Annotated in this window: 16 protein-coding genes; 9 read left to right on the forward strand and 7 right to left on the reverse strand. The window is 56.5% G+C overall.

Going from position 1 to position 18,339, the window contains the following annotated elements; genetic code table 11:
• Positions 1–8 precede the first annotated feature (8 nt).
• The gene (gene clpS / locus ABLV11_RS11540) at positions 9–326 is read right to left on the reverse strand and encodes an ATP-dependent Clp protease adapter ClpS (RefSeq protein WP_004100628.1); all 318 of its coding nucleotides are present in this window, start codon (positions 324–326) and stop codon (positions 9–11) included.
• Between the two features lie 324 nt (positions 327–650).
• Here clpS and cspD point away from each other — a divergent pair, with 324 nt between their 5' ends.
• Positions 651–881, forward strand: coding sequence for a cold shock-like protein CspD (cspD, locus tag ABLV11_RS11545; RefSeq protein ID WP_004100627.1), 231 nt, complete (start codon positions 651–653; stop codon positions 879–881).
• Between the two features lie 68 nt (positions 882–949).
• Here the strand turns inward: cspD and macB are convergent, their stop codons facing one another.
• From macB to ABLV11_RS11560, 3 genes are all read right to left on the reverse strand, one after another.
• A complete protein-coding gene (gene macB, locus ABLV11_RS11550) occupies positions 950–2,896 on the reverse strand; it encodes a macrolide ABC transporter ATP-binding protein/permease MacB (RefSeq protein ID WP_126488865.1) in 1,947 nt (648 codons plus the stop codon).
• Positions 2,893–4,008: a macrolide transporter subunit MacA gene (gene macA, locus ABLV11_RS11555; RefSeq protein ID WP_004100624.1), complete on the reverse strand. Its 1,116-nt coding sequence runs from the start codon at positions 4,006–4,008 to the stop codon at positions 2,893–2,895. The genes macB and macA overlap by 4 nt, the downstream gene beginning before the upstream one ends.
• Before the next feature lie 174 nt (positions 4,009–4,182).
• Complete coding sequence (locus ABLV11_RS11560) at positions 4,183–5,841, reverse strand: ATP-dependent endonuclease (RefSeq protein ID WP_004111853.1); 1,659 nt, start codon at positions 5,839–5,841, stop codon at positions 4,183–4,185.
• Between the two features lie 381 nt (positions 5,842–6,222).
• Here ABLV11_RS11560 and aqpZ point away from each other — a divergent pair, with 381 nt between their 5' ends.
• The 4 genes from aqpZ to hcr all read left to right on the forward strand — a co-directional run bounded on the left by aqpZ (position 6,223) and on the right by hcr (position 10,716).
• Positions 6,223–6,918, forward strand: coding sequence for an aquaporin Z (gene aqpZ, locus ABLV11_RS11565; RefSeq protein WP_004100621.1), 696 nt, complete (start codon positions 6,223–6,225; stop codon positions 6,916–6,918).
• A 123-nt stretch (positions 6,919–7,041) separates the two neighbouring features.
• A complete protein-coding gene (locus tag ABLV11_RS11570) occupies positions 7,042–7,941 on the forward strand; it encodes a lysine exporter LysO family protein (RefSeq protein WP_004100620.1) in 900 nt (299 codons plus the stop codon).
• Between the two features lie 143 nt (positions 7,942–8,084).
• Entirely contained in the window at positions 8,085–9,737 is a 1,653-nt protein-coding gene (hcp, locus tag ABLV11_RS11575; RefSeq protein WP_126488864.1) for a hydroxylamine reductase, read from the forward strand.
• A 10-nt stretch (positions 9,738–9,747) separates the two neighbouring features.
• Positions 9,748–10,716, forward strand: a complete 969-nt coding sequence (gene hcr / locus ABLV11_RS11580) for an NADH oxidoreductase (protein WP_016808077.1) — start codon at positions 9,748–9,750, stop codon at positions 10,714–10,716.
• A gap of 392 nt (positions 10,717–11,108) precedes the next feature.
• On the opposite strand, the gene ABLV11_RS11585 is transcribed toward hcr, so the two are convergent.
• A complete protein-coding gene (locus ABLV11_RS11585; protein ID WP_108704013.1) occupies positions 11,109–11,543 on the reverse strand; it encodes a DoxX family protein in 435 nt (144 codons plus the stop codon).
• Positions 11,544–11,695: 152 nt separating this feature from the next.
• Here ABLV11_RS11585 and poxB point away from each other — a divergent pair, with 152 nt between their 5' ends.
• The 4 genes from poxB (at position 11,696) to ABLV11_RS11605 (ending at position 17,124) form a co-directional block, all read left to right on the forward strand.
• Positions 11,696–13,414 (forward strand): ubiquinone-dependent pyruvate dehydrogenase, encoded by a 1,719-nt coding sequence (gene poxB / locus ABLV11_RS11590; RefSeq protein WP_126488863.1) that lies wholly within the window; start codon positions 11,696–11,698, stop codon positions 13,412–13,414.
• A gap of 154 nt (positions 13,415–13,568) precedes the next feature.
• The gene (gene ltaE / locus ABLV11_RS11595) at positions 13,569–14,570 is read left to right on the forward strand and encodes a low-specificity L-threonine aldolase (protein ID WP_047720081.1); all 1,002 of its coding nucleotides are present in this window, start codon (positions 13,569–13,571) and stop codon (positions 14,568–14,570) included.
• Between the two features lie 10 nt (positions 14,571–14,580).
• The gene (locus ABLV11_RS11600; protein WP_126488862.1) at positions 14,581–16,014 is read left to right on the forward strand and encodes a DUF2867 domain-containing protein; all 1,434 of its coding nucleotides are present in this window, start codon (positions 14,581–14,583) and stop codon (positions 16,012–16,014) included.
• 96 nt (positions 16,015–16,110) lie between these two features.
• Positions 16,111–17,124: an NAD(P)-dependent oxidoreductase gene (locus ABLV11_RS11605; RefSeq protein ID WP_004100611.1), complete on the forward strand. Its 1,014-nt coding sequence runs from the start codon at positions 16,111–16,113 to the stop codon at positions 17,122–17,124.
• Here ABLV11_RS11605 and ABLV11_RS11610 read toward each other — a convergent pair.
• Both ABLV11_RS11610 and ABLV11_RS11615 read right to left on the reverse strand, forming a co-directional pair.
• Positions 17,121–17,951, reverse strand: coding sequence for an N-acetylmuramoyl-L-alanine amidase (locus ABLV11_RS11610; RefSeq protein ID WP_123830257.1), 831 nt, complete (start codon positions 17,949–17,951; stop codon positions 17,121–17,123). The two genes, ABLV11_RS11605 and ABLV11_RS11610, sit on opposite strands and share 4 nt — an antisense overlap.
• On the reverse strand, positions 17,948–18,271 hold the full coding sequence (locus tag ABLV11_RS11615) for a heavy metal-binding domain-containing protein (protein WP_004100606.1): 324 nt from the start codon (positions 18,269–18,271) through the stop codon (positions 17,948–17,950). The genes ABLV11_RS11610 and ABLV11_RS11615 overlap by 4 nt, the downstream gene beginning before the upstream one ends.
• Positions 18,272–18,339 lie beyond the last annotated feature (68 nt).

Genomic DNA, 18,339 nt, shown 5'->3' on the forward strand with positions numbered 1-18,339 from the left:
GCCTGCATTCAGGCTTTTTCTAGCGTACACAACAACGGATGTTCGTTCTCCCTCGCGTATTGGTTCACCATCGATACTTTGGTTTCCGCGACTTCAGCGGTAAACACCCCGCAAATCGCTTTACCTTGATAGTGAACCGTCAGCATCAGTTGCGTTGCACGTTCAACATCATAAGAAAAGAATTTTTGTAACACGTCAATAACAAACTCCATTGGAGTGTAGTCATCATTGACTAATATCACTTTATACATAGATGGCGGTTTTAGCGCATCTTTAACTTCGTCCTCGATTAGCTGATCGAAGTCCAACCAGTCTCTCTTACTCATCGTCAGTGTTCATCATCGGTTGCTGTTGCCAACAGGCGGTGGCCTGTCGATGACCAGAGGCTATGCACATCACAAATCTACAATAGATCATAGATAATTATCATCTATTACTTCCATCCGCGATGTCTGTCACATTCCCCGGCAATAGCGTTAACTGCTTCAAATTTTGACGCATTTTTCACCGTTCCCGGTCGTCAATCGCTTGACGCATTTCCTGATTTCTCTAAATTGTAGTGGCGAGAGTTGGCGAGCAAATGAACAACTCGTCACTCCACTACCGGTTCATTCCATCTTACTTATAAGATTTACGAAGGATGTCGAAGTATGGAAATGGGTACTGTTAAGTGGTTCAACAATGCCAAAGGGTTCGGTTTTATCTGCCCTGAGGGCGGCGGCGAAGACATTTTCGCCCATTACTCGACCATCCAGATGGATGGTTACAGAACGCTAAAAGCCGGACAAGCGGTTCGGTTTGATGTTCACCAGGGGCCAAAAGGTAATCACGCCAGCGTGATCGTCCCTGTTGAAGCGGAAGAAACAGAAACAGCCGCATAACTCTTTTGCTTCATTGTGTACATCCCGCCAGTAAAATGCCAGTCCTTCTGACTGGCATTTTTTTATCGCTACTCCCGTGCCAGGGCGTCGACCGGGTCCAGACGAGCCGCATTGCGCGCCGGGAGCCAGCCAAACAACACTCCGGTCAGCGTCGAGCATAAAAATGCGGTCAGCAGCGCCAGCGGCGAAAAGCCGATTTCCCAGCCGGGCAAAAACAGCTGCAGCACGAAGGCAATCAGCAACGAAAGCGTCACGCCCAGCGCCCCGCCGACCAGGCAAACCAGCACCGCCTCAATCAAAAACTGCTGCAGTACGTCGCTGGCCCGCGCCCCGACAGCCATACGGATACCGATCTCTCGCGTGCGTTCGGTAACGGAGACCAGCATAATATTCATCACGCCAATCCCGCCAACCACCAGCGCAATCACCGCCACCAGGGTCAGAAACAGCTGTAGTGTATGTGTGGTCCGTTCCGCCGTTTTCAAGATGCTGTCCATATTCCAGGTGAAAACATCTTTCTTACCGTGGCGCAGTTCCAGGAGACGTAACAGCTGCTGCTCGGCAAGCGCGCTGTCGTAACCTTCATTGACCCGGACGGTGATGGAGTTCAGCCACGACTGCCCCATAACCCGGCCGGCCATCGTGGTATAGGGTAACCAGACGCGCAGAATTTTGCTGCTGCCAAACATCGACTGTTTTTCATCGGCAACGCCGATGACCGTCGCGGGCATGTTGCTGACAAGAATCACTTCGCCAACGACCCGCGCTTTGTGCGGAAATAGCTGACGACGCGCGTTGCTATCGAGCACCACCACCTGCGCGCGGCTATTTAGCTGGAGTTCGTTGAAGGTGTTGCCTTCGCTAAAAGTCATACCGTAAACGTTAAAGTACTGCGCCCCCACGCCCTCAGCGCTAGCGGCAACGTCGATATTATCCGCCCGCAGACGCAGGCTTTTGGAGACCGCAGGGGTCGCCGAGCTGACCCAGGGCTGTTTCTGAATAGCAAGCAGATCGTCGTACTTCAGCGACTGCTGATAGCGGGGATCGTCATCGCCGAAATCCTTACCGGGATAAACATCAATGGTATTGGTGCCGATGGCGCGGATATCGGCCAGCACCATTTGCTTCGCGGCATCGCCCACCACCACAATCGACACCACCGATGCAATGCCGATAATTATCCCGAGCATCGTCAGCAGCGTGCGCATTTTATTCGCCGCCATGGCGCGCCAGGCCATGACCAGCGCCTCGCGAAAACCGCTACTGAACTGACGCCATGCCGACGGTTCGGCCGCCGTGCGCTGGCGCAGCGCGCCGCCTTGCGCGGAGCTCAACGCGGGCGGGTTACGCACGATCTCACCGTCGTGTATCTCAATGACCCGCTCAGCCTGAGCCGCCACCTGCGGGTCATGGGTGACGATAATGACCGTATGTCCCTGCGCTTTCAGCTGGTGAAGGATCCCCATGACCTCTTCGCCGGAGCGGCTGTCCAGCGCACCGGTAGGCTCATCCGCCAGAATCACTTCCCCGCCGTTCATCAGGGCGCGGGCGATACTCACCCGCTGCTGTTGGCCGCCGGAGAGCTGTGAAGGTTGATATTCTGCCCGGTCGCCAAGCCCCAGTCGTACCAGCAGCTCATGGGCGCGGGCCAGCCGCGCTTTGCGCTCCGCTCCGGCATAGACCGCCGGCACTTCCACGTTCTGCGCCGCGGTGAGATGCGATAGCAGATGATAGCGCTGAAAAATAAAACCGAAATGTTCCCGCCGCAGTCGCGCCAGCTCATCGCCGTTGAGACGTGCCACGTCGGTTCCGGCAACCCGATAGGTGCCGCTGGTGGGTTTATCCAGACAGCCGAGAATATTCATCAGCGTGGATTTCCCTGAGCCGGAGGCCCCGACAATAGCCACCATCTCGCCGGCGGCAATGCTCAACGTAATACCTTTCAGCACCTCAACGTTGCCATCGCCGGAGGGGTAGCTGCGGCGAATATCACGCAGTTCAAGTAACGCCGTCATTTCGCTGCTCCGGCCGCACCTTCGCCGATAATGACTTCATCCCCCTCTTCCAGCCCTTTCACCACCGCCACATCGGTGTCATTCCGCGCACCGATAACGATTTCACGCTCTTTAACTTCACCGGTACGTAGCAGACGCACGTGATAGCGGTTATCGCCGATGGCCTCCCCCAGCGCGCTCAGCGGGATGGTGATGACGTTTTTGACTTCCGAAAGCTGAATATGCACCTGGGCGGTCATCTCCAGGCGCAGGATGCCCTGCGGGTTCGGTACCTCAAAGCGGGCGTAGTAGAAGATGGCGTCGTTAACCTTTTCAGGCGTCGGTAGAATATCCTTCAGCGTCCCTTCATAGCGCGTCAGCGGATCGCCCAACACCGTAAACCAGGCCTTTTGCCCCGGCTTGAGATGGATGACGTCCGCTTCCGAAACCTGCGCCTTCACCAGCATGGTGCTGAGATCGGCCAGGGTCAAAATATTCGGCGCCTGCTGGGCGGCAATCACCGTCTGCCCCTGCAGGGTGGTGATTTGCGTCACTTCCCCGGACATCGGCGCCAGAATTTTGGTGTAGTCGAGGTTGGTTTTAGCCGTATCCAGGGTGGCCTGATTGCGTTTGACCTGCGCTTCAATCGTGCCGATTTGCGCCTCTTTCACCGCCAGGTCGGTCGCTGCAGTGTCCAGGTCCTGCCGGGAGACCAGCTGACGCTGCGCCAGCTGCTGCTGGCGAGCTAAAGTCGCCGCAGAGAGTTTACGCTCCGCGCGCGCCTGGTTGAGCTGCGCCCGCAGCTCCATCAGCGTCGCTTCAACTTCCTTAATCTGGTTTTCCGCCTGCTCCGGGTCAATAACCCCCAGCAGCTGGTCTTTTTTCACTTTGTCGCCAATCTCGACGCGCAGCGTTTTGAGCTGTCCGCTCACCTGCGCCCCGACATCCACTTTTTTTAACGCATCCAGCTTACCGGTCGCCAGCACGCTCTGCTGCAGGTCCCCTTTACGCACCACCAGCGTCTGATATTGCGGTAGCGGCGCATTCAGTATTCGCCATCCCCAGACGGCGAGGGCCAGCACGACAATCGCCAGCAGCCACCAAATTTTCCTGCGCTTTCCATTTAATTTCATAACCATTCCTGATGTTTTAATCCGCAGAACCCGCGTCAATTCTATCTAAATGCGGTAACAGAATAACGTTCATTTTTAGCTGCGCTTAATTTTTGTTTAACTGAGGTTGAGTGACGTGCAGATGCAGACGCGCCGGAATCGCTCCCGGCACGAAGATATAAACGTTGGTCGCCGCTAATCCGCCCGCCCGCGCGCCAGCCATAGCACGCGAGAAAACATTTTTTTCAACAGCGTCGGAATGGCGTCAACGCCGCGACGTCCGGCCTCCATCGCCACTTCAATCGCCAGGTCAGGCTTAGACGAGCGATGAATCGCTTTGGTGATCACCCGCCGCATATTCATAGGAATATTCATCGGCAGCTGCGCGACCCGATGATAAACATCATCGAATCCCTGACGATACATAAAATGTTCCATATCCATCGCCGGTAGCGCGGTGAGATGGTCTCGCTCCAGCATTTTATCGTCATTCAACAAACTGCGAACGGTGGCGGCGTATTTCTTCCCGGCTTCATCGCCATCCACCAGCACGTGCCACTCAATGCCCATTCGCCGGGCGAACTTAATCAGCGGTTTTAAACCCGACTGGGCAAACTCGATCACCTTCACCCCTTCCGCATCAAAGTGATGGCCGCACTGGCGGGCCAGTTCGTTGATAACCCAGGTTTCCGTCTCGCCTTCCACCAGCAGCCAACAGCGGGCAAACAGCGATGAAGCGCGGTTAAAACGAATATGAAATGCGATGCGTCGACTGTCTTCTGCATTCATTCCACCAGGCCCCAGTCGCCAGGCCGACACCCGTGACGATTCACGCACCAGTCGGCACACATGCTCGACGGGCGTTAGCGACAGCAGCTCGCCGGAGTTCGTCGTCGTCACCCGCTGCAGCGGCAGCAAATTGAGCAAATGCCAGGCCACGGATAGCATAATGGGGTGCAGTCGGGTTTCCGGATCCTCAATTAACAGCAGCGGCCGCGCATCGCGATCGAGTCTGACGGTCCCTTTCGCCTGCAACAACGTGGAAAAGAGCCCCAATAAAATCACCCGATGGCTACGGCCGCCGGGTTTGTCGATCATACGGTTGATGATGTCCAGATAGCGCCAGCTGCGCTGTTCATCATGTGAATGGCGGCGCATCAGGCGGTGACGAGATTGCGCGCTGCTCTGCTCGGCAAAATAGTGCTCCAACAGCTGCACCATGGCCGACAGCCCCTGCCTGATTTGCCCGTCGGTTAAATTTTGCGGATGGTGCACCAACTCGCGGGAGAGAAAATCGAGCTGGCGGGCGGTAATTTCGATCTGCGGCGAATGCGGCACGGTACCGTTGTGGATCCGCCGCATAAAACGGGCATCGCGCAGGCGCAGCACCGGCATCAGCCGTACCAGGTGACGAGCGAGCTCATCAATATCTTCAAGCTCCAGCGCTTCCCCTTCGCCGTTAATAAAGCTGCGCAGAGTCATCACGCTATCATCATCGGCAAGCTCCCCCTCCAGGCGGTAGAACACTCGCTGATAGCCATCGTCGCAGGGTACCCAGCAATTGCTGAGCGGCCGATAGCGGCGGACCCGATGGCGGCCCGGTTCATTTTCACGGAAGGTCAGAATAATATGCAGATGACGCTCGCGCCCCTGAACATCCCCGGGTGGAAACCAAAAATCTTCCCGAACAAAATGATACAGATCGAACTCCGGCGACAGGAGCAGCGTCAGGGCATCCAGCAGGCTGGATTTACCCCATGCATTTTCGCCAATCAGCACGTTATTTTGCTCCAGCATCAACGATAACCGGTTGATGCCGCGAAAGCCTACTATTTCGACGCGCTCAAGATGCATATCCCCTCCGCTCGGTGGCTACTTTCTCCTTCAGTTATCAGCAGTATAGCGAGGTGGGGATGAACATGACACACCCGCTACTCCGCGCTGCAGGATAAATCTTAAGCGTATGTATCCGCACGGTGACTATTCAGCTTGCAAAATACTTAACGGGTTGCCAGTTTTTTAATTTGTTCTGTTCTACACTTCAACTCGGTAGACATTACTGAAGGAATCACATCACCTTGCCCTAAATCAAGTTACCTCGATTTATATTGCTAGTGCGACGATGTTGAACGTCCATAAAATAGCGGCGCTTTATTTTTATCGTCGTTATTTATATCGATAAATAAAGACCGGCGCGGTTTTCCGCGCTCGTAACATTATTTTATTGAGGTGGTTATGTTTAGAAAATTAGCAGCAGAATGCTTTGGTACATTCTGGCTGGTGTTTGGTGGTTGCGGCAGCGCCGTTCTGGCGGCAGCCTTCCCGGAATTAGGTATTGGTTTTGCCGGCGTCGCGTTAGCCTTCGGCTTAACGGTATTAACCATGGCGTTTGCCGTCGGTCATATTTCCGGCGGCCACTTTAACCCGGCAGTCACTTTAGGCCTGTGGGCTGGCGGTCGTTTCCCGGCTAAAGAGGTGATTGGCTATATTATCGCCCAGGTTGTCGGTGGTATTATTGCCGCCGCTATTCTGTATATCGTCGCCAGCGGTAAAGCGGGCTTTGACGCCGCCGCCAGCGGGTTCGCGTCGAACGGTTACGGCGAACACTCACCTGGCGGTTTCTCCATGCTCTCCGCAATTGTGATTGAGATTGTCCTGACCTGCGGCTTCCTGTTGGTCATCCACGGTGCCACCGATAAAAACGCTCCGGCGGGCTTCGCCCCTATCGCCATTGGCCTGGCGCTGACCCTTATTCACCTGATCAGCATTCCGGTCACCAACACTTCTGTCAACCCGGCTCGTAGCACCGCGGTAGCGATTTTCCAGGGCGGCTGGGCGCTGCAGCAGCTGTGGCTATTCTGGGTGATGCCGATTATCGGCGGTATTCTCGGCGGCGTGCTCTACCGTACTCTGCTGGAAAAACGCAGTTAAGCACCCTCGCTTCTCTGAAGGCCCGGTTTCCCGGGCCTTTCTTTTTTTCGACTACTTTACTCAGTCCGGCGATTTGGGTAGTGTCAGGGACGCTATTTTCACTCTGCAAGGACCACGTCGTTCATGTTTTCGGGACTATTAATCATTCTGCTGCCGTTAATCGCAGGCTACCTTATTCCTCTCCATCGGCCGTCAGCCCTTAAACTTATCGCACGACTTCTGAGCTGGATCGTTTACGTTATTCTCTTTTTTATGGGAATTAGCCTGGCGTTCCTCGATAATCTGGCCAGCAACCTGTTGTCGATACTTCATTACGCAGCGGTCAGCGTCGTCATTATCCTGCTGTGTAATATTGCGGCTCTGATGTGGCTTGAGCAGAAAATGCCCTGGCAAAATCATCATCGCCAGGAAAAATTACCCTCGCGTCTGGCAATGGCGCTGGAATCCCTTCAGCTATGCGGCGTAGTCCTTATTGGTTTTCTTATTGGCCTGAGCGGCCTGCCTTTTTTACAACACGCCACCGAGGCCAGTGAATATACGCTGATTTTCCTGCTGTTCCTGATCGGTATTCAACTGCGTAATAATGGCATGACCCTGCGGCAAATTGTTCTGAATCGCCGCGGAATGATGGTTGCGGTGGTGGTGATGGTGAGCTCACTGCTGGGCGGAATCATTAATGCCTTTATTCTCGACCTGCCGCTAAAAACCGGCCTGGCCATGGCCTCCGGCTTTGGCTGGTATTCGCTTTCCGGCATCCTGTTAACAGAATCCTATGGCCCGGTGATTGGTAGCGCCGCCTTCTTTAACGATCTGGCACGAGAGCTGCTGGCGATTATGCTGATCCCGGGGCTGGTACGCCGCAGCCGTTCAACGGCGCTAGGCCTGTGCGGCGCAACATCGATGGATTTTACGCTGCCGGTGCTGCAGCGCTCAGGCGGCGTGGAGATCGTGCCGGCAGCTATTGTTCATGGCTTCATTCTCAGCCTGCTGGTGCCCATCCTGATGGCCTTTTTCTCCGCTTAATACCTCTCAGGCGGTAGCCCTCTGCCGCCAATTTTGCGCTAAATCAATCTCCCTGTAAGTTGTATCAGAAATACCTTTTCTCCTCACGCGCTCGGGCATAACCTTAAACATGTATATTAAATATAACTTTAAAAGGTGTGACCATGTTTTGTGTGCAATGTGAACAAACCATCCGTACTCCAGCAGGAAACGGCTGCTCTTACGCGCAGGGTATGTGCGGGAAAACGGCCGAAACGTCCGATCTGCAGGATCTGCTGATTGCCTCTCTGCAGGGCCTCTCCGCCTGGGCGCTTAAAGCTCGTGAATATGGCATCATCGACCACGACGTCGATAGCTTTGCGCCGCGCGCTTTTTTCTCTACGCTGACTAACGTTAACTTCGACTCCCCGCGTATCGTTGGCTATGCGCGCCAGGCTATCGCCATGCGTGAAGCGCTTAAAGCCCGGTGCCTGAGCATTGATGCCCACGCGACGGTTAACAATCCGATGGCCGCTGTGCAACTGGCTAGCGACGATCTGGGCGACCTGCAGCGTCAGGCGGCGGAATTTACTCCGAACAAAGACAAAGCGGCCATCGGCGAGAACATTCTCGGCCTGCGCCTGCTGTGCTTGTACGGCCTGAAAGGCGCTGCGGCCTATATGGAGCACGCGCACGTTTTGGGCCAGTACGATAACGACATCTACGCCCAGTACCATAAAATCATGGCATGGCTGGGTACCTGGCCTGCCGATATGAACGCTCTGCTGGAGCGCTCAATGGAAATCGGCCAGATGAACTTCAAAGTCATGAGCATTCTGGACGCCGGTGAGACCACCAAATACGGTCATCCGACCCCAACCCAGGTCAACGTTAAAGCGACCGAGGGCAAGTGCATCCTGATCTCCGGCCATGACCTGAAAGATCTCTATAACCTGCTGGAGCAGACCGAAGGCACCGGCGTTAACGTCTACACCCACGGGGAAATGCTGCCGGCGCACGGCTATCCGGAGCTGCGTAAATTCAAACACCTGATTGGGAACTACGGCAGCGGCTGGCAGAACCAGCAGGTGGAGTTCGCCCGTTTCCCGGGGCCGATCGTCATGACCTCTAACTGCATCATCGACCCAACCGTCGGCGCCTATGACGATCGTATCTGGACCCGTAGCATCGTTGGCTGGCCGGGCGTGAACCATCTGGAAGGCGAAGATTTCGCCCCGGTTATCGCCCAGGCGCAGCAGATGGCAGGCTTCCCGTACAGCGAGATCCCGCATCTCATCACCGTAGGTTTCGGCCGTCAGACCCTTCTGGGCGCTGCTGATACCCTTATCGATCTGGTGAGCCGGGAAAAACTGCGCCACATCTTCCTGGTTGGCGGCTGTGACGGCGCGCGGGGCGAGCGTAATTACTTCACCGATTTTGCCACCAGCGTACCGGACGACTGCCTGATCCTGACCCTGGCCTGCGGTAAATACCGCTTCAATAAACTCGATTTCGGCGATATTGAAGGCCTGCCGCGTCTGGTCGATGCCGGTCAGTGCAACGACGCTTACTCGGCGATTATCCTGGCGGTGACCCTGGCGGAAAAACTGGGCTGCGGCGTCAATGATCTGCCGCTATCGCTGGTGCTTTCCTGGTTCGAGCAGAAAGCGATTGTCATTCTGCTGACCCTGCTCTCACTGGGCGTGAAAAACATCGTAACCGGCCCGACCGCGCCAGGCTTCTTCACCCCGGATCTGCTGGCCGTGCTCAATGAGAAATTCGGTCTGCGCTCTGTGACCACCGTAGAAGAAGACATGAAGCAACTGCTGAGCGCGTAAGGAGCTATCCATGACCATGCCAACCTCACAATGCCCGTGGCGGATGCAGGTGCATCACATCCATCAGGAAACGCCGGATGTGTGGACCATTTCATTGCTCTGCCATGACTATTATCCGTACCGTGCCGGGCAGTACGCACTGGTGAGCGTGCGTAATTCGGCAGAGACCCTGCGCGCTTACACTATTTCGTCCACGCCGGGCGTCAGCGAATATATTACGTTGACCGTTCGCCGTATTGACGATGGCGCGGGATCACAGTGGCTCACCCGCGACGTAAAGCGCGGCGACTATATCTGGCTGTCCGACGCGATGGGGGATTTCACCTGCGATGATAAAGCGGACGATAAGTTCCTGATGCTGGCCGCAGGCTGCGGCGTCACGCCGATCATGTCGATGCGCCGCTGGCTGGCAAAATATCGCCCGCAGGCTGATGTGCAGGTGATTTTTAACGTTCGTTCGCCGCAGGATGTGATTTTCGCTGAGGAGTGGCGTCAGTATCCGGTGACGCTGGTGGCGGAAAATAACGCTACCCACGGTTTCGTGGCAGGACGTTTAACGACTGAACTACTGCAAAGCGTGCCGGATCTGGCATCGCGCACCGTGATGACCTGCGGTCCGGCGCCGTATATGGATCTCGTCGAGCAGGAAGTGAAAGCGCTGGGCGCGACGCGCTTCTTTAAAGAGCAGTTCTTTACGCCAGTCGCCGTCGCGGCCACCAGCGGTCTGAAGTTCACCAAACTGCAGCCGGCGAAAACGTTTTATGCCCCGGTCGGCACCACGCTGCTCGAAGCGCTGGAAAGCAATAAGGTGCCGGTTACCGTCGCCTGCCGCGCGGGCGTTTGCGGCTGCTGCAAAACGAAAGTGGTTTCCGGTGAATATACCGTCAGCAGCACCATGACGTTAACCGATGCGGAAATCGCTGAAGGCTACGTGCTGGCCTGCTCCTGCCAGCCGCAGGGAGATTTGGTACTGGCTTAATGTTGTTGCTGGCCATGCTACGCGGTAATCGTCGGGTAGCATGGCTCTTACTGAACTGCCGGAACGGCAGTGAACCAATTCAAAAATGCCGATACGATCGGTCATCCTTTCTAAGCTGCCTGTACGGCAGTGAACAAGCCGTGGTTTCGCTCTGGCAACAGACGGCAATTTCTAAGCTGCCTGTACGGCAGTGAACACTAGCCCGGCGCACCTGCCTCATTGTTTTATCATGCAATAATCAATAAAAGGCCCTTTTACCCTTTTTTAGGCAAGAATAAAAATATTAAAAAATCAATATCTTAAAATAACGCCCCAGAAAAGGGTCTGAAAAACGAGCGGCGACACCCCGGCAAACAGGATGTGGCCAGGGTGAGGCAGAAACCCTGGTGCACTTAGCGCCAGGCCGAGGTTCCGCCAATGGAATAGCGCCCTGCCCCAAGGAAGGCAATCGCCAGCGCGCCAACAAAGAAATAGACCAGACTCTCAATCGCCCACGCGCCTACCGCATCCAGCGCGAAGGTTTTACCCGTCCCGACCATCAGCCAGGCCACAACCATCGTGAATGCCAGCACCAGCGCCGCGGGGCGCGTCAGGATCCCCACAATCAGCAGACATGGCGCAACCACTTCTCCAGCTAAAACCCCATAAGCGATAAAGCCCGGCAGACCTTTCGCCACCAGCATGCTGCTGATGCCCCCCACGCCATCGAATAGCTTGTGTAATCCGTGAAACAGCATCAGGCCGCCAACGGCAAGTCGTAACAAAAGTTTGCCAAAATCATCATGCGACAGCAATTTATTAACACCATTTAACAGAGATTTAACCATTTGAAATGATTCCTGTTTACCACCGAAGGTGAACACAGCGTATGCGCAATGTCCGACGAATAAAAGCAGCTGAAAATGAGGGGCAAACGGCGGGCGTAATGGTCATTTTCATCTAAGCTTGTAAGCGTTATCACTTAAGGAGATGGAAAACCATGAAACAGACCGTGGCGGCATACATTGCCAAAACTCTAGAACAGGCTGGCGTTAAACGTATTTGGGGCGTGACTGGGGATTCTCTTAATGGCTTAAGCGACAGCCTGAACCGCATGGGGACCATCGACTGGATGCCCACGCGCCATGAAGAAGTTGCCGCCTTCGCCGCCGGAGCGGAAGCGCAGCTTACCGGCGAACTGGCGGTGTGCGCCGGTTCCTGCGGGCCGGGCAACCTGCATCTGATTAACGGTCTTTTCGACTGCCACCGCAACCATGTTCCGGTGCTGGCCATCGCTGCCCATATTCCTTCCAGCGAAATCGGCAGCGGTTACTTTCAGGAAACGCATCCGCAGGAGCTGTTTCGCGAATGCAGCCACTACTGCGAACTGGTCTCCTCGCCGGAGCAGATCCCGCAGGTGCTGGCCATCGCTATGCGCAAAGCGGTGATTAACCGCGGCGTCTCGGTAGTGGTGCTCCCCGGCGACGTTGCGCTAAAACCCGCGCCGGAAAGCGCCAGCAGCCACTGGTACCACGCCCCGCTGCCGCAGGTGACGCCGGCAGAAGAAGAACTGAAAAAACTGGCCCAGCTGCTGCGCTATTCGAGCAATATCGCGCTGATGTGCGGCAGCGGCTGCGCCGGAGCGCATAAAGAGCTGGTTGAGTTCGCCGCGAAGCTGAAAGCGCCTATCGTTCACGCGCTGCGCGGCAAAGAGCACGTTGAATACGATAACCCTTATGATGTTGGGATGACCGGGCTGATAGGCTTCTCCTCCGGTTTCCATACCATGATGAACGCTGACACCCTGGTGCTGCTCGGCACCCAGTTCCCCTATCGCGCCTTCTACCCGACGGACGCAAAAATTATTCAGATCGATATCAACCCCGGCAGTATCGGCGCGCACAGTAAAGTGGACATGGCGCTGATCGGCGATATCAAATCCACCCTCAGCGCGCTGCTGCCGCATCTGGAAGAGAAAACCGACCGCAAGTTCCTCGACAAAGCCCTGGAACACTATCGCGACGCGCGCAAGGGGCTCGATGACCTGGCGAAGCCAAGCGATAAAACCCTTCATCCGCAGTATCTGGCGCAGCGGATCAGCCACTTTGCCGACGACGACGCCATTTTTACCTGTGACGTCGGAACGCCAACCGTGTGGGCTGCGCGCTATTTACAGATGAACGGCAAGCGCCGCCTGATCGGATCGTTCAACCACGGTTCGATGGCTAACGCCATGCCGCAGGCCATCGGCGCGAAGGCCACCGCCCCCGACCGGCAGGTCGTGGCAATGTGCGGCGACGGCGGCTTTAGCATGCTGATGGGGGATTTTCTCTCGCTGGCGCAAATGAAGCTGCCGGTGAAGATCGTTATCTTCAATAACAGCGTCCTGGGCTTTGTCGCGATGGAGATGAAGGCCGGCGGCTATCTGACAGACGGCACCGAGCTGCATGCGACCAACTTTGCCCGCATCGCCGAGGCCTGCGGCATTAAGGGCATCCGTGTCGAAAAAGCGGCTGACGTTGACCAGGCGTTGCAAACCGCCTTCAATATCGACGGCCCGGTCCTGGTGGATGTGGTGGTCGCCAGTGAAGAACTGGCGATGCCGCCGCAGATCAAACTGGAGCAGGCCAAAGGTTTCAGCCTTTACATGCTGCGCGCGATTATTAGCGGCCGCGGCGATGAGGTTATCGAACTGGCGAAAACTAACTGGCTAAGGTAAAAATATCCTTTTCAATTCATACGCAAAAATATTCGTGTCGCATCAAGGCGGCAAGCCCGAAAATCCCCGGAAGCAGAAATAACGATGTGACCGGGGTTTGAGGGTGCAGCCAACGCAGAGGCAGCGCGAAGGATGAAGTGTATAAGGATATGTCATGATAGATTTACGCAGTGATACCGTCACCCGCCCGGGCCGCGCCATGCGGGAAGCGATGATGGCCGCCCCGGTCGGGGATGACGTGTATGGCGATGACCCGACCGTTAACGAACTCCAGCGCTTTGCCGCCGACCTGGCGGGCAAAGAGGCCGCTATCTTCTTGCCGACCGGCACTCAGGCCAACCTGGTCGCGCTGCTCAGCCACTGCCAGCGCGGCGAAGAGTATATTGTCGGCCAGGGCGCGCATAATTATCTCTACGAAGCCGGCGGCGCGGCGGTGCTCGGCAGTATCCAGCCGCAGCCTATCGACGCCGCAGCTGACGGTTCCCTGCCGCTCGATAAAGTCGCAGCCAAAATCAAACCGGACGATATCCATTTCGCCCCTACCCGGCTACTGTCGCTGGAAAACACCCACAACGGCAAAGTGCTGCCGCGTGAATATCTTAAAGATGCCTGGGAGTTTACGCGTCAGCGCGGCCTGGGGCTGCACGTCGACGGGGCGCGTATCTTTAACGCCGTCGTGGAATACGGCTGCGCGCTGGGTGAGATCACCCGCTACTGCGACTCTTTCACCATCTGTCTGTCTAAAGGTCTCGGCGCGCCGGTAGGCTCGCTGCTGGTGGGGAGCGAAGCGTATATTCGCCGCGCCATCCGCTGGCGGAAAATGGTCGGCGGCGGGATGCGTCAGGCCGGGATTCTGGCGGCTGCGGGCCTGTATGCTTTGCAGAACAACGTCGAGCGTTTAAAAGAGGATCATGATAACGCCGCATGGATGGCAGAACAGCTGCGCGCCGCCGGCGCGGATGTGATGCGTCATGACACCAATATGCTGTTTGTTCGCGTCGGTGAAGCGCGCGCCGCCGCCCTGGGCGAGTATCTGCGCGAACGCGGAGTGCTGATCAACGCCTCGCCCATCGTGCGCCTGGTGACGCATATTGACGTGAACCGTCAGCAGCTTGCCGAGGTGGTTAGCCACTGGCAGACATTTTTAAATCGTTAAGGAGACCGGCGTGTCGCAGCGAATTCTGGTGCTTGGCGCCAGCGGTTATATCGGCCAGCATCTGGTGACAAGGCTCAGCGAGCAGGGCTTCACCGTGCTGGCGGCGGCGCGCCAGATCGACAGACTCAAGAAGCAGCATCTCCCCGGCGTCGAGTGCTACTCGCTCGATTTAAACCAGCCTGACGCGCTACCCGCCCTGCTGGCGCAGGTTGACACCGTTTATTATCTGGTACACGGGATGGGCGAAGGCGGCGACTTTATCCGCCACGAGCGGCAGGTCGCCCTTAACGTCCGCGACGCGCTGCGCAAGACGCCGGTGAACGAAGTCATTTATCTCAGTTCGTTACAGGTTGCAGAAGAGGAACAATCCGATCATCTGCGCGCCCGCCAGATCACCGGCGATCTGCTGCGCGAATCGGGCATACCGGTAGCGGAAGTTCGCGCCGGCATTATCGTCGGCGCCGGTTCCGCCGCATTCGAAGTGATGCGTGATATGGTTTACAACCTGCCAGTACTGACGCCGCCGCGCTGGGTGCGCTCGCGCACCACGCCGATTGCGCTGGAAAACTTACTCTATTATCTGCTGCAGCTGCTGAACAATCCTGCGGCAGAGCATCGCATTTTTGAAGCCGCCGGGCCGGAAATTTTGAGCTATCAGCAGCAGTTTATCCGCTTTATGGCAGTCAGCGGCAAACGTCGGCCGTTGATCCCCATTCCTTTTCCGACCCGTTGGATTTCGGTGTGGTTTCTCAACATCATTACTTCAGTGCCGTCAACCACGGCCAGGGCGCTAATTCAGGGGCTAAAGCACGATCTGATCGCCGACGACCGCGCCCTGCGGGCGCTCATCCCGCAACCTCTCATCGCTTTTGATGAAGCGGTGCGCCGCACGCTAAAGGAAGAGGAGCAGCTGGTGAACTCCAGCGACTGGGGCTACGATGCGCAGGCCTTTGCCCGCTGGCGCCCAGAGTACGGTTACTACCCGAAACAGGCGGGCTGCACCGTTAACACTTCCGCCAGCCTTGCTGCGCTGTGGAAGGTGGTCAACCAAATTGGCGGCAAAGAGGGCTATTTCTTCGGCAACGCTCTGTGGAAAACTCGCGGCTCGATGGATCTGCTGGTCGGTCACCGGCTGGCAAAAGGTCGCCCGGAAAATGAATATCTGCAGACCGGCGATGCGGTGGACAGCTGGAAGGTGATTATCGTCGAGCCGGAAAAGCAGTTGACGCTGTTATTCGGCATGAAAGCGCCCGGCCTTGGCCGCCTGAGCTTTACCCTGTGCGATAAAGGCGACCATCGCGAACTGGACGTCCGCGCCTGGTGGCACCCGCATGGTATGCCGGGACTCTGCTACTGGTTGCTGATGATCCCGGCGCATCTGTTTATTTTTCGCGGTATGGCCCGACGCATCGCGCACCTGGCGGAGCAAATCACCATCAAATAGAGTATAGGTACAGAATTCTTTCATGATTCTCATTGCATCGTAGTCAGAATCACGGAAAAATGCGCACGAAATTCTTTTGTTAAACAGTGGATCGATATGAAGGTACTGGTTACCGGTGCGACCAGCGGATTAGGCCGCAACGCGGTGGAATATCTGCGTAACAGGGGCATTAGCGTCAGAGCGACCGGGCGCAACGAAGCGATGGGCAAGCTTCTGAGCAAAATGGGCGCAGAGTTCGTCCCTGCGGACTTAACCGAGCTGGTCTCTTCGCAGGCCAAAGTGATGCTCGCCGGTATCGATACCCTGTGGCACTGTTCCAGCTTTACTTCACCCTGGGGCACTCAGCAGGCTTTCGATTTAGCCAACGTCCGCGCAACCCGTCGCCTCGGCGAATGGGCGGTTGCCTGGGGCGTACGCAACTTCGTACATATCTCCTCACCGTCGCTCTATTTTGATTACCACCATCATCGCGATGTTCAGGAAGATTTTCGTCCGCAGCGTTTCGCCAACGAATTCGCCCGCAGCAAGGCGGCAAGCGAAGACGTGATCCATCTTCTGGCGCAGGCCAACCCGAATACCCGCTTCACGATCCTGCGTCCGCAAAGCCTGTTTGGCCCGCATGATAAAGTGTTTATTCCGCGTCTGGCGCAGATGATGCAGCACTATGGCAGCGTTCTGTTACCGCGCGGCGGCAGCGCGCTGGTGGACATGACCTATTATGAAAACGCGGTGCACGCGATGTGGCTCGCCAGCCAGCCACAGTGCGACCTTCTGCCCTCGGCCCGGGCGTACAACATCACTAACGGCGAACCGCAAACCTTGCACAGCATCGTGTTGAAACTCATCGATGAGCTGGGGATTAAGTGCCGCATCCGATCGGTTCCCTATCCTATGCTGGATATTATCGCCCGCAGCATGGAGCGCTTTGGCAATAAGTCAGCTAAAGAGCCCGCCTTTACCCACTACGGTGTCTCCAAGCTGAACTTCGATTTTACCCTTGATATCTCTCGCGCTCAGCAGGAGCTGGGCTATCAGCCGGTGGTGAACATGGATGAAGGGATTATCCGCACCGCCGCGTGGTTGAAGGACCACGGCAAGCTGCACTATTAACCGCGCCCGTACTTTTCCAGCAGCGCTTCAGCAATCGCCAGCGTTTGCGCATCGGCAACGCCGTCCCAGCGCGCGGGGCGGAAGTGCATCTGGAAAGCCATAATCACCCGCTTTTGCTGCGCTGGGGTCATTTCCGGCGTCACCTGATAGCCGTAGCGCGCCAGGACGTCCAGCAGCTCGGCAGTGTCTACCGGCTCGTATGAAGGACGCCCCTGCAGATAAAACGCCACGCGCCGGGCATCCGGCCATGCGCCAATCCCCTGCTCCGCCAGCCTGCGCCACGGGAACAGCGGCCCCGGATCGTCTTTGCGCTGCGGGGCAATGTCGGCATGCGCGACTACGTTCTGCGGCAGGATCTGATAGCGAGCGATGATGTCCTTCGCCAACGGGATCAGGGCGTCAATCTGCGCCGGATTAAACGGCGTAAAGCTTTTCACCCCCGCCGTTTTTTGCCAGCCGCGATTCTCCAGCTCAATGCCAATCGAGGTATCGTTAATGCGCGTGCTGCCGCGCCAGAAGCTGACCCCCGCATGCCAGGCCAGATCCTCTTCCGGCACCAGCTGCCAGATCCGCGGTTTGCCTCCGTGCAGCGGCGGTTTCTCCGGGATCAGATAGTGAGAGCTCACCTGATTATCCGTCAGCGTCGCTAAGGAAACGTCGAAATCATCGGCGGTATAGTGGATCACCAGCACTTTGATGCGCGGATAAGCGGCCTGCGCCGGATGGCGCGTATCCAGCTGATAGCCATCGCGATCGATAATACCTTTTTCGCTGACACAGCCCGCCAGCAGCAGCGCCAGCAGTACGCCTGCCCGGCATCGTTTCATCGGCGGGTCTTCACCGCGGTGCCGCTGACGCTGACCATCAGCATACTGCTGTCTTTTCCCACGGTTTCGTAGTCAATATCAATCCCGACCACCGCATTGGCGCCCAGCGCCTTCGCCTGCTCGCTCAGCTCTTCGAACGCAATTTCGCGGGCCTTGCGCAGCTCTTTTTCATAGGCGCCGGAACGACCGCCGACGATATCGCGAATGCTGGCGAAAAAATCGCGGAATACGTTGGCGCCGAGAATCGCTTCCCCGGTGACGACGCCGCAGTATTCAATGATGGGCTGACCTTCAAGGGTCGGAGTAGTGGAAAATTGCATGATGAAACTCCTTCTTTAGCGTTCAATGCGTTAGCTCTAAGGGTCAAGCACAATCCCTATCTGATACA

It is taken from the genome of Klebsiella sp. GW_Kp181, from assembly GCF_040062315.1.
In the GTDB taxonomy this organism is placed as follows: domain Bacteria; phylum Pseudomonadota; class Gammaproteobacteria; order Enterobacterales; family Enterobacteriaceae; genus Klebsiella; species Klebsiella oxytoca.

Coding starts and splice junctions, on each gene's coding strand:
- aqpZ (WP_004100621.1), top strand. CDS start 6,223: ATGTTTAGAAAATTAGCAGCAGAATGCTTTGGTACATTCTGGCTGGTG.
- ltaE (WP_047720081.1), top strand. CDS start 13,569: ATGATAGATTTACGCAGTGATACCGTCACCCGCCCGGGCCGCGCCATG.
- hcp (WP_126488864.1), top strand. CDS start 8,085: ATGTTTTGTGTGCAATGTGAACAAACCATCCGTACTCCAGCAGGAAAC.
- macA (WP_004100624.1), bottom strand. CDS start 4,008: ATGAAATTAAATGGAAAGCGCAGGAAAATTTGGTGGCTGCTGGCGATT.
- ABLV11_RS11570 (WP_004100620.1), top strand. CDS start 7,042: ATGTTTTCGGGACTATTAATCATTCTGCTGCCGTTAATCGCAGGCTAC.
- ABLV11_RS11610 (WP_123830257.1), bottom strand. CDS start 17,951: ATGAAACGATGCCGGGCAGGCGTACTGCTGGCGCTGCTGCTGGCGGGC.
- clpS (WP_004100628.1), bottom strand. CDS start 326: ATGAGTAAGAGAGACTGGTTGGACTTCGATCAGCTAATCGAGGACGAA.
- hcr (WP_016808077.1), top strand. CDS start 9,748: ATGACCATGCCAACCTCACAATGCCCGTGGCGGATGCAGGTGCATCAC.
- ABLV11_RS11560 (WP_004111853.1), bottom strand. CDS start 5,841: ATGCATCTTGAGCGCGTCGAAATAGTAGGCTTTCGCGGCATCAACCGG.
- cspD (WP_004100627.1), top strand. CDS start 651: ATGGAAATGGGTACTGTTAAGTGGTTCAACAATGCCAAAGGGTTCGGT.
- poxB (WP_126488863.1), top strand. CDS start 11,696: ATGAAACAGACCGTGGCGGCATACATTGCCAAAACTCTAGAACAGGCT.
- ABLV11_RS11605 (WP_004100611.1), top strand. CDS start 16,111: ATGAAGGTACTGGTTACCGGTGCGACCAGCGGATTAGGCCGCAACGCG.
- macB (WP_126488865.1), bottom strand. CDS start 2,896: ATGACGGCGTTACTTGAACTGCGTGATATTCGCCGCAGCTACCCCTCC.
- ABLV11_RS11615 (WP_004100606.1), bottom strand. CDS start 18,271: ATGCAATTTTCCACTACTCCGACCCTTGAAGGTCAGCCCATCATTGAA.
- ABLV11_RS11585 (WP_108704013.1), bottom strand. CDS start 11,543: ATGGTTAAATCTCTGTTAAATGGTGTTAATAAATTGCTGTCGCATGAT.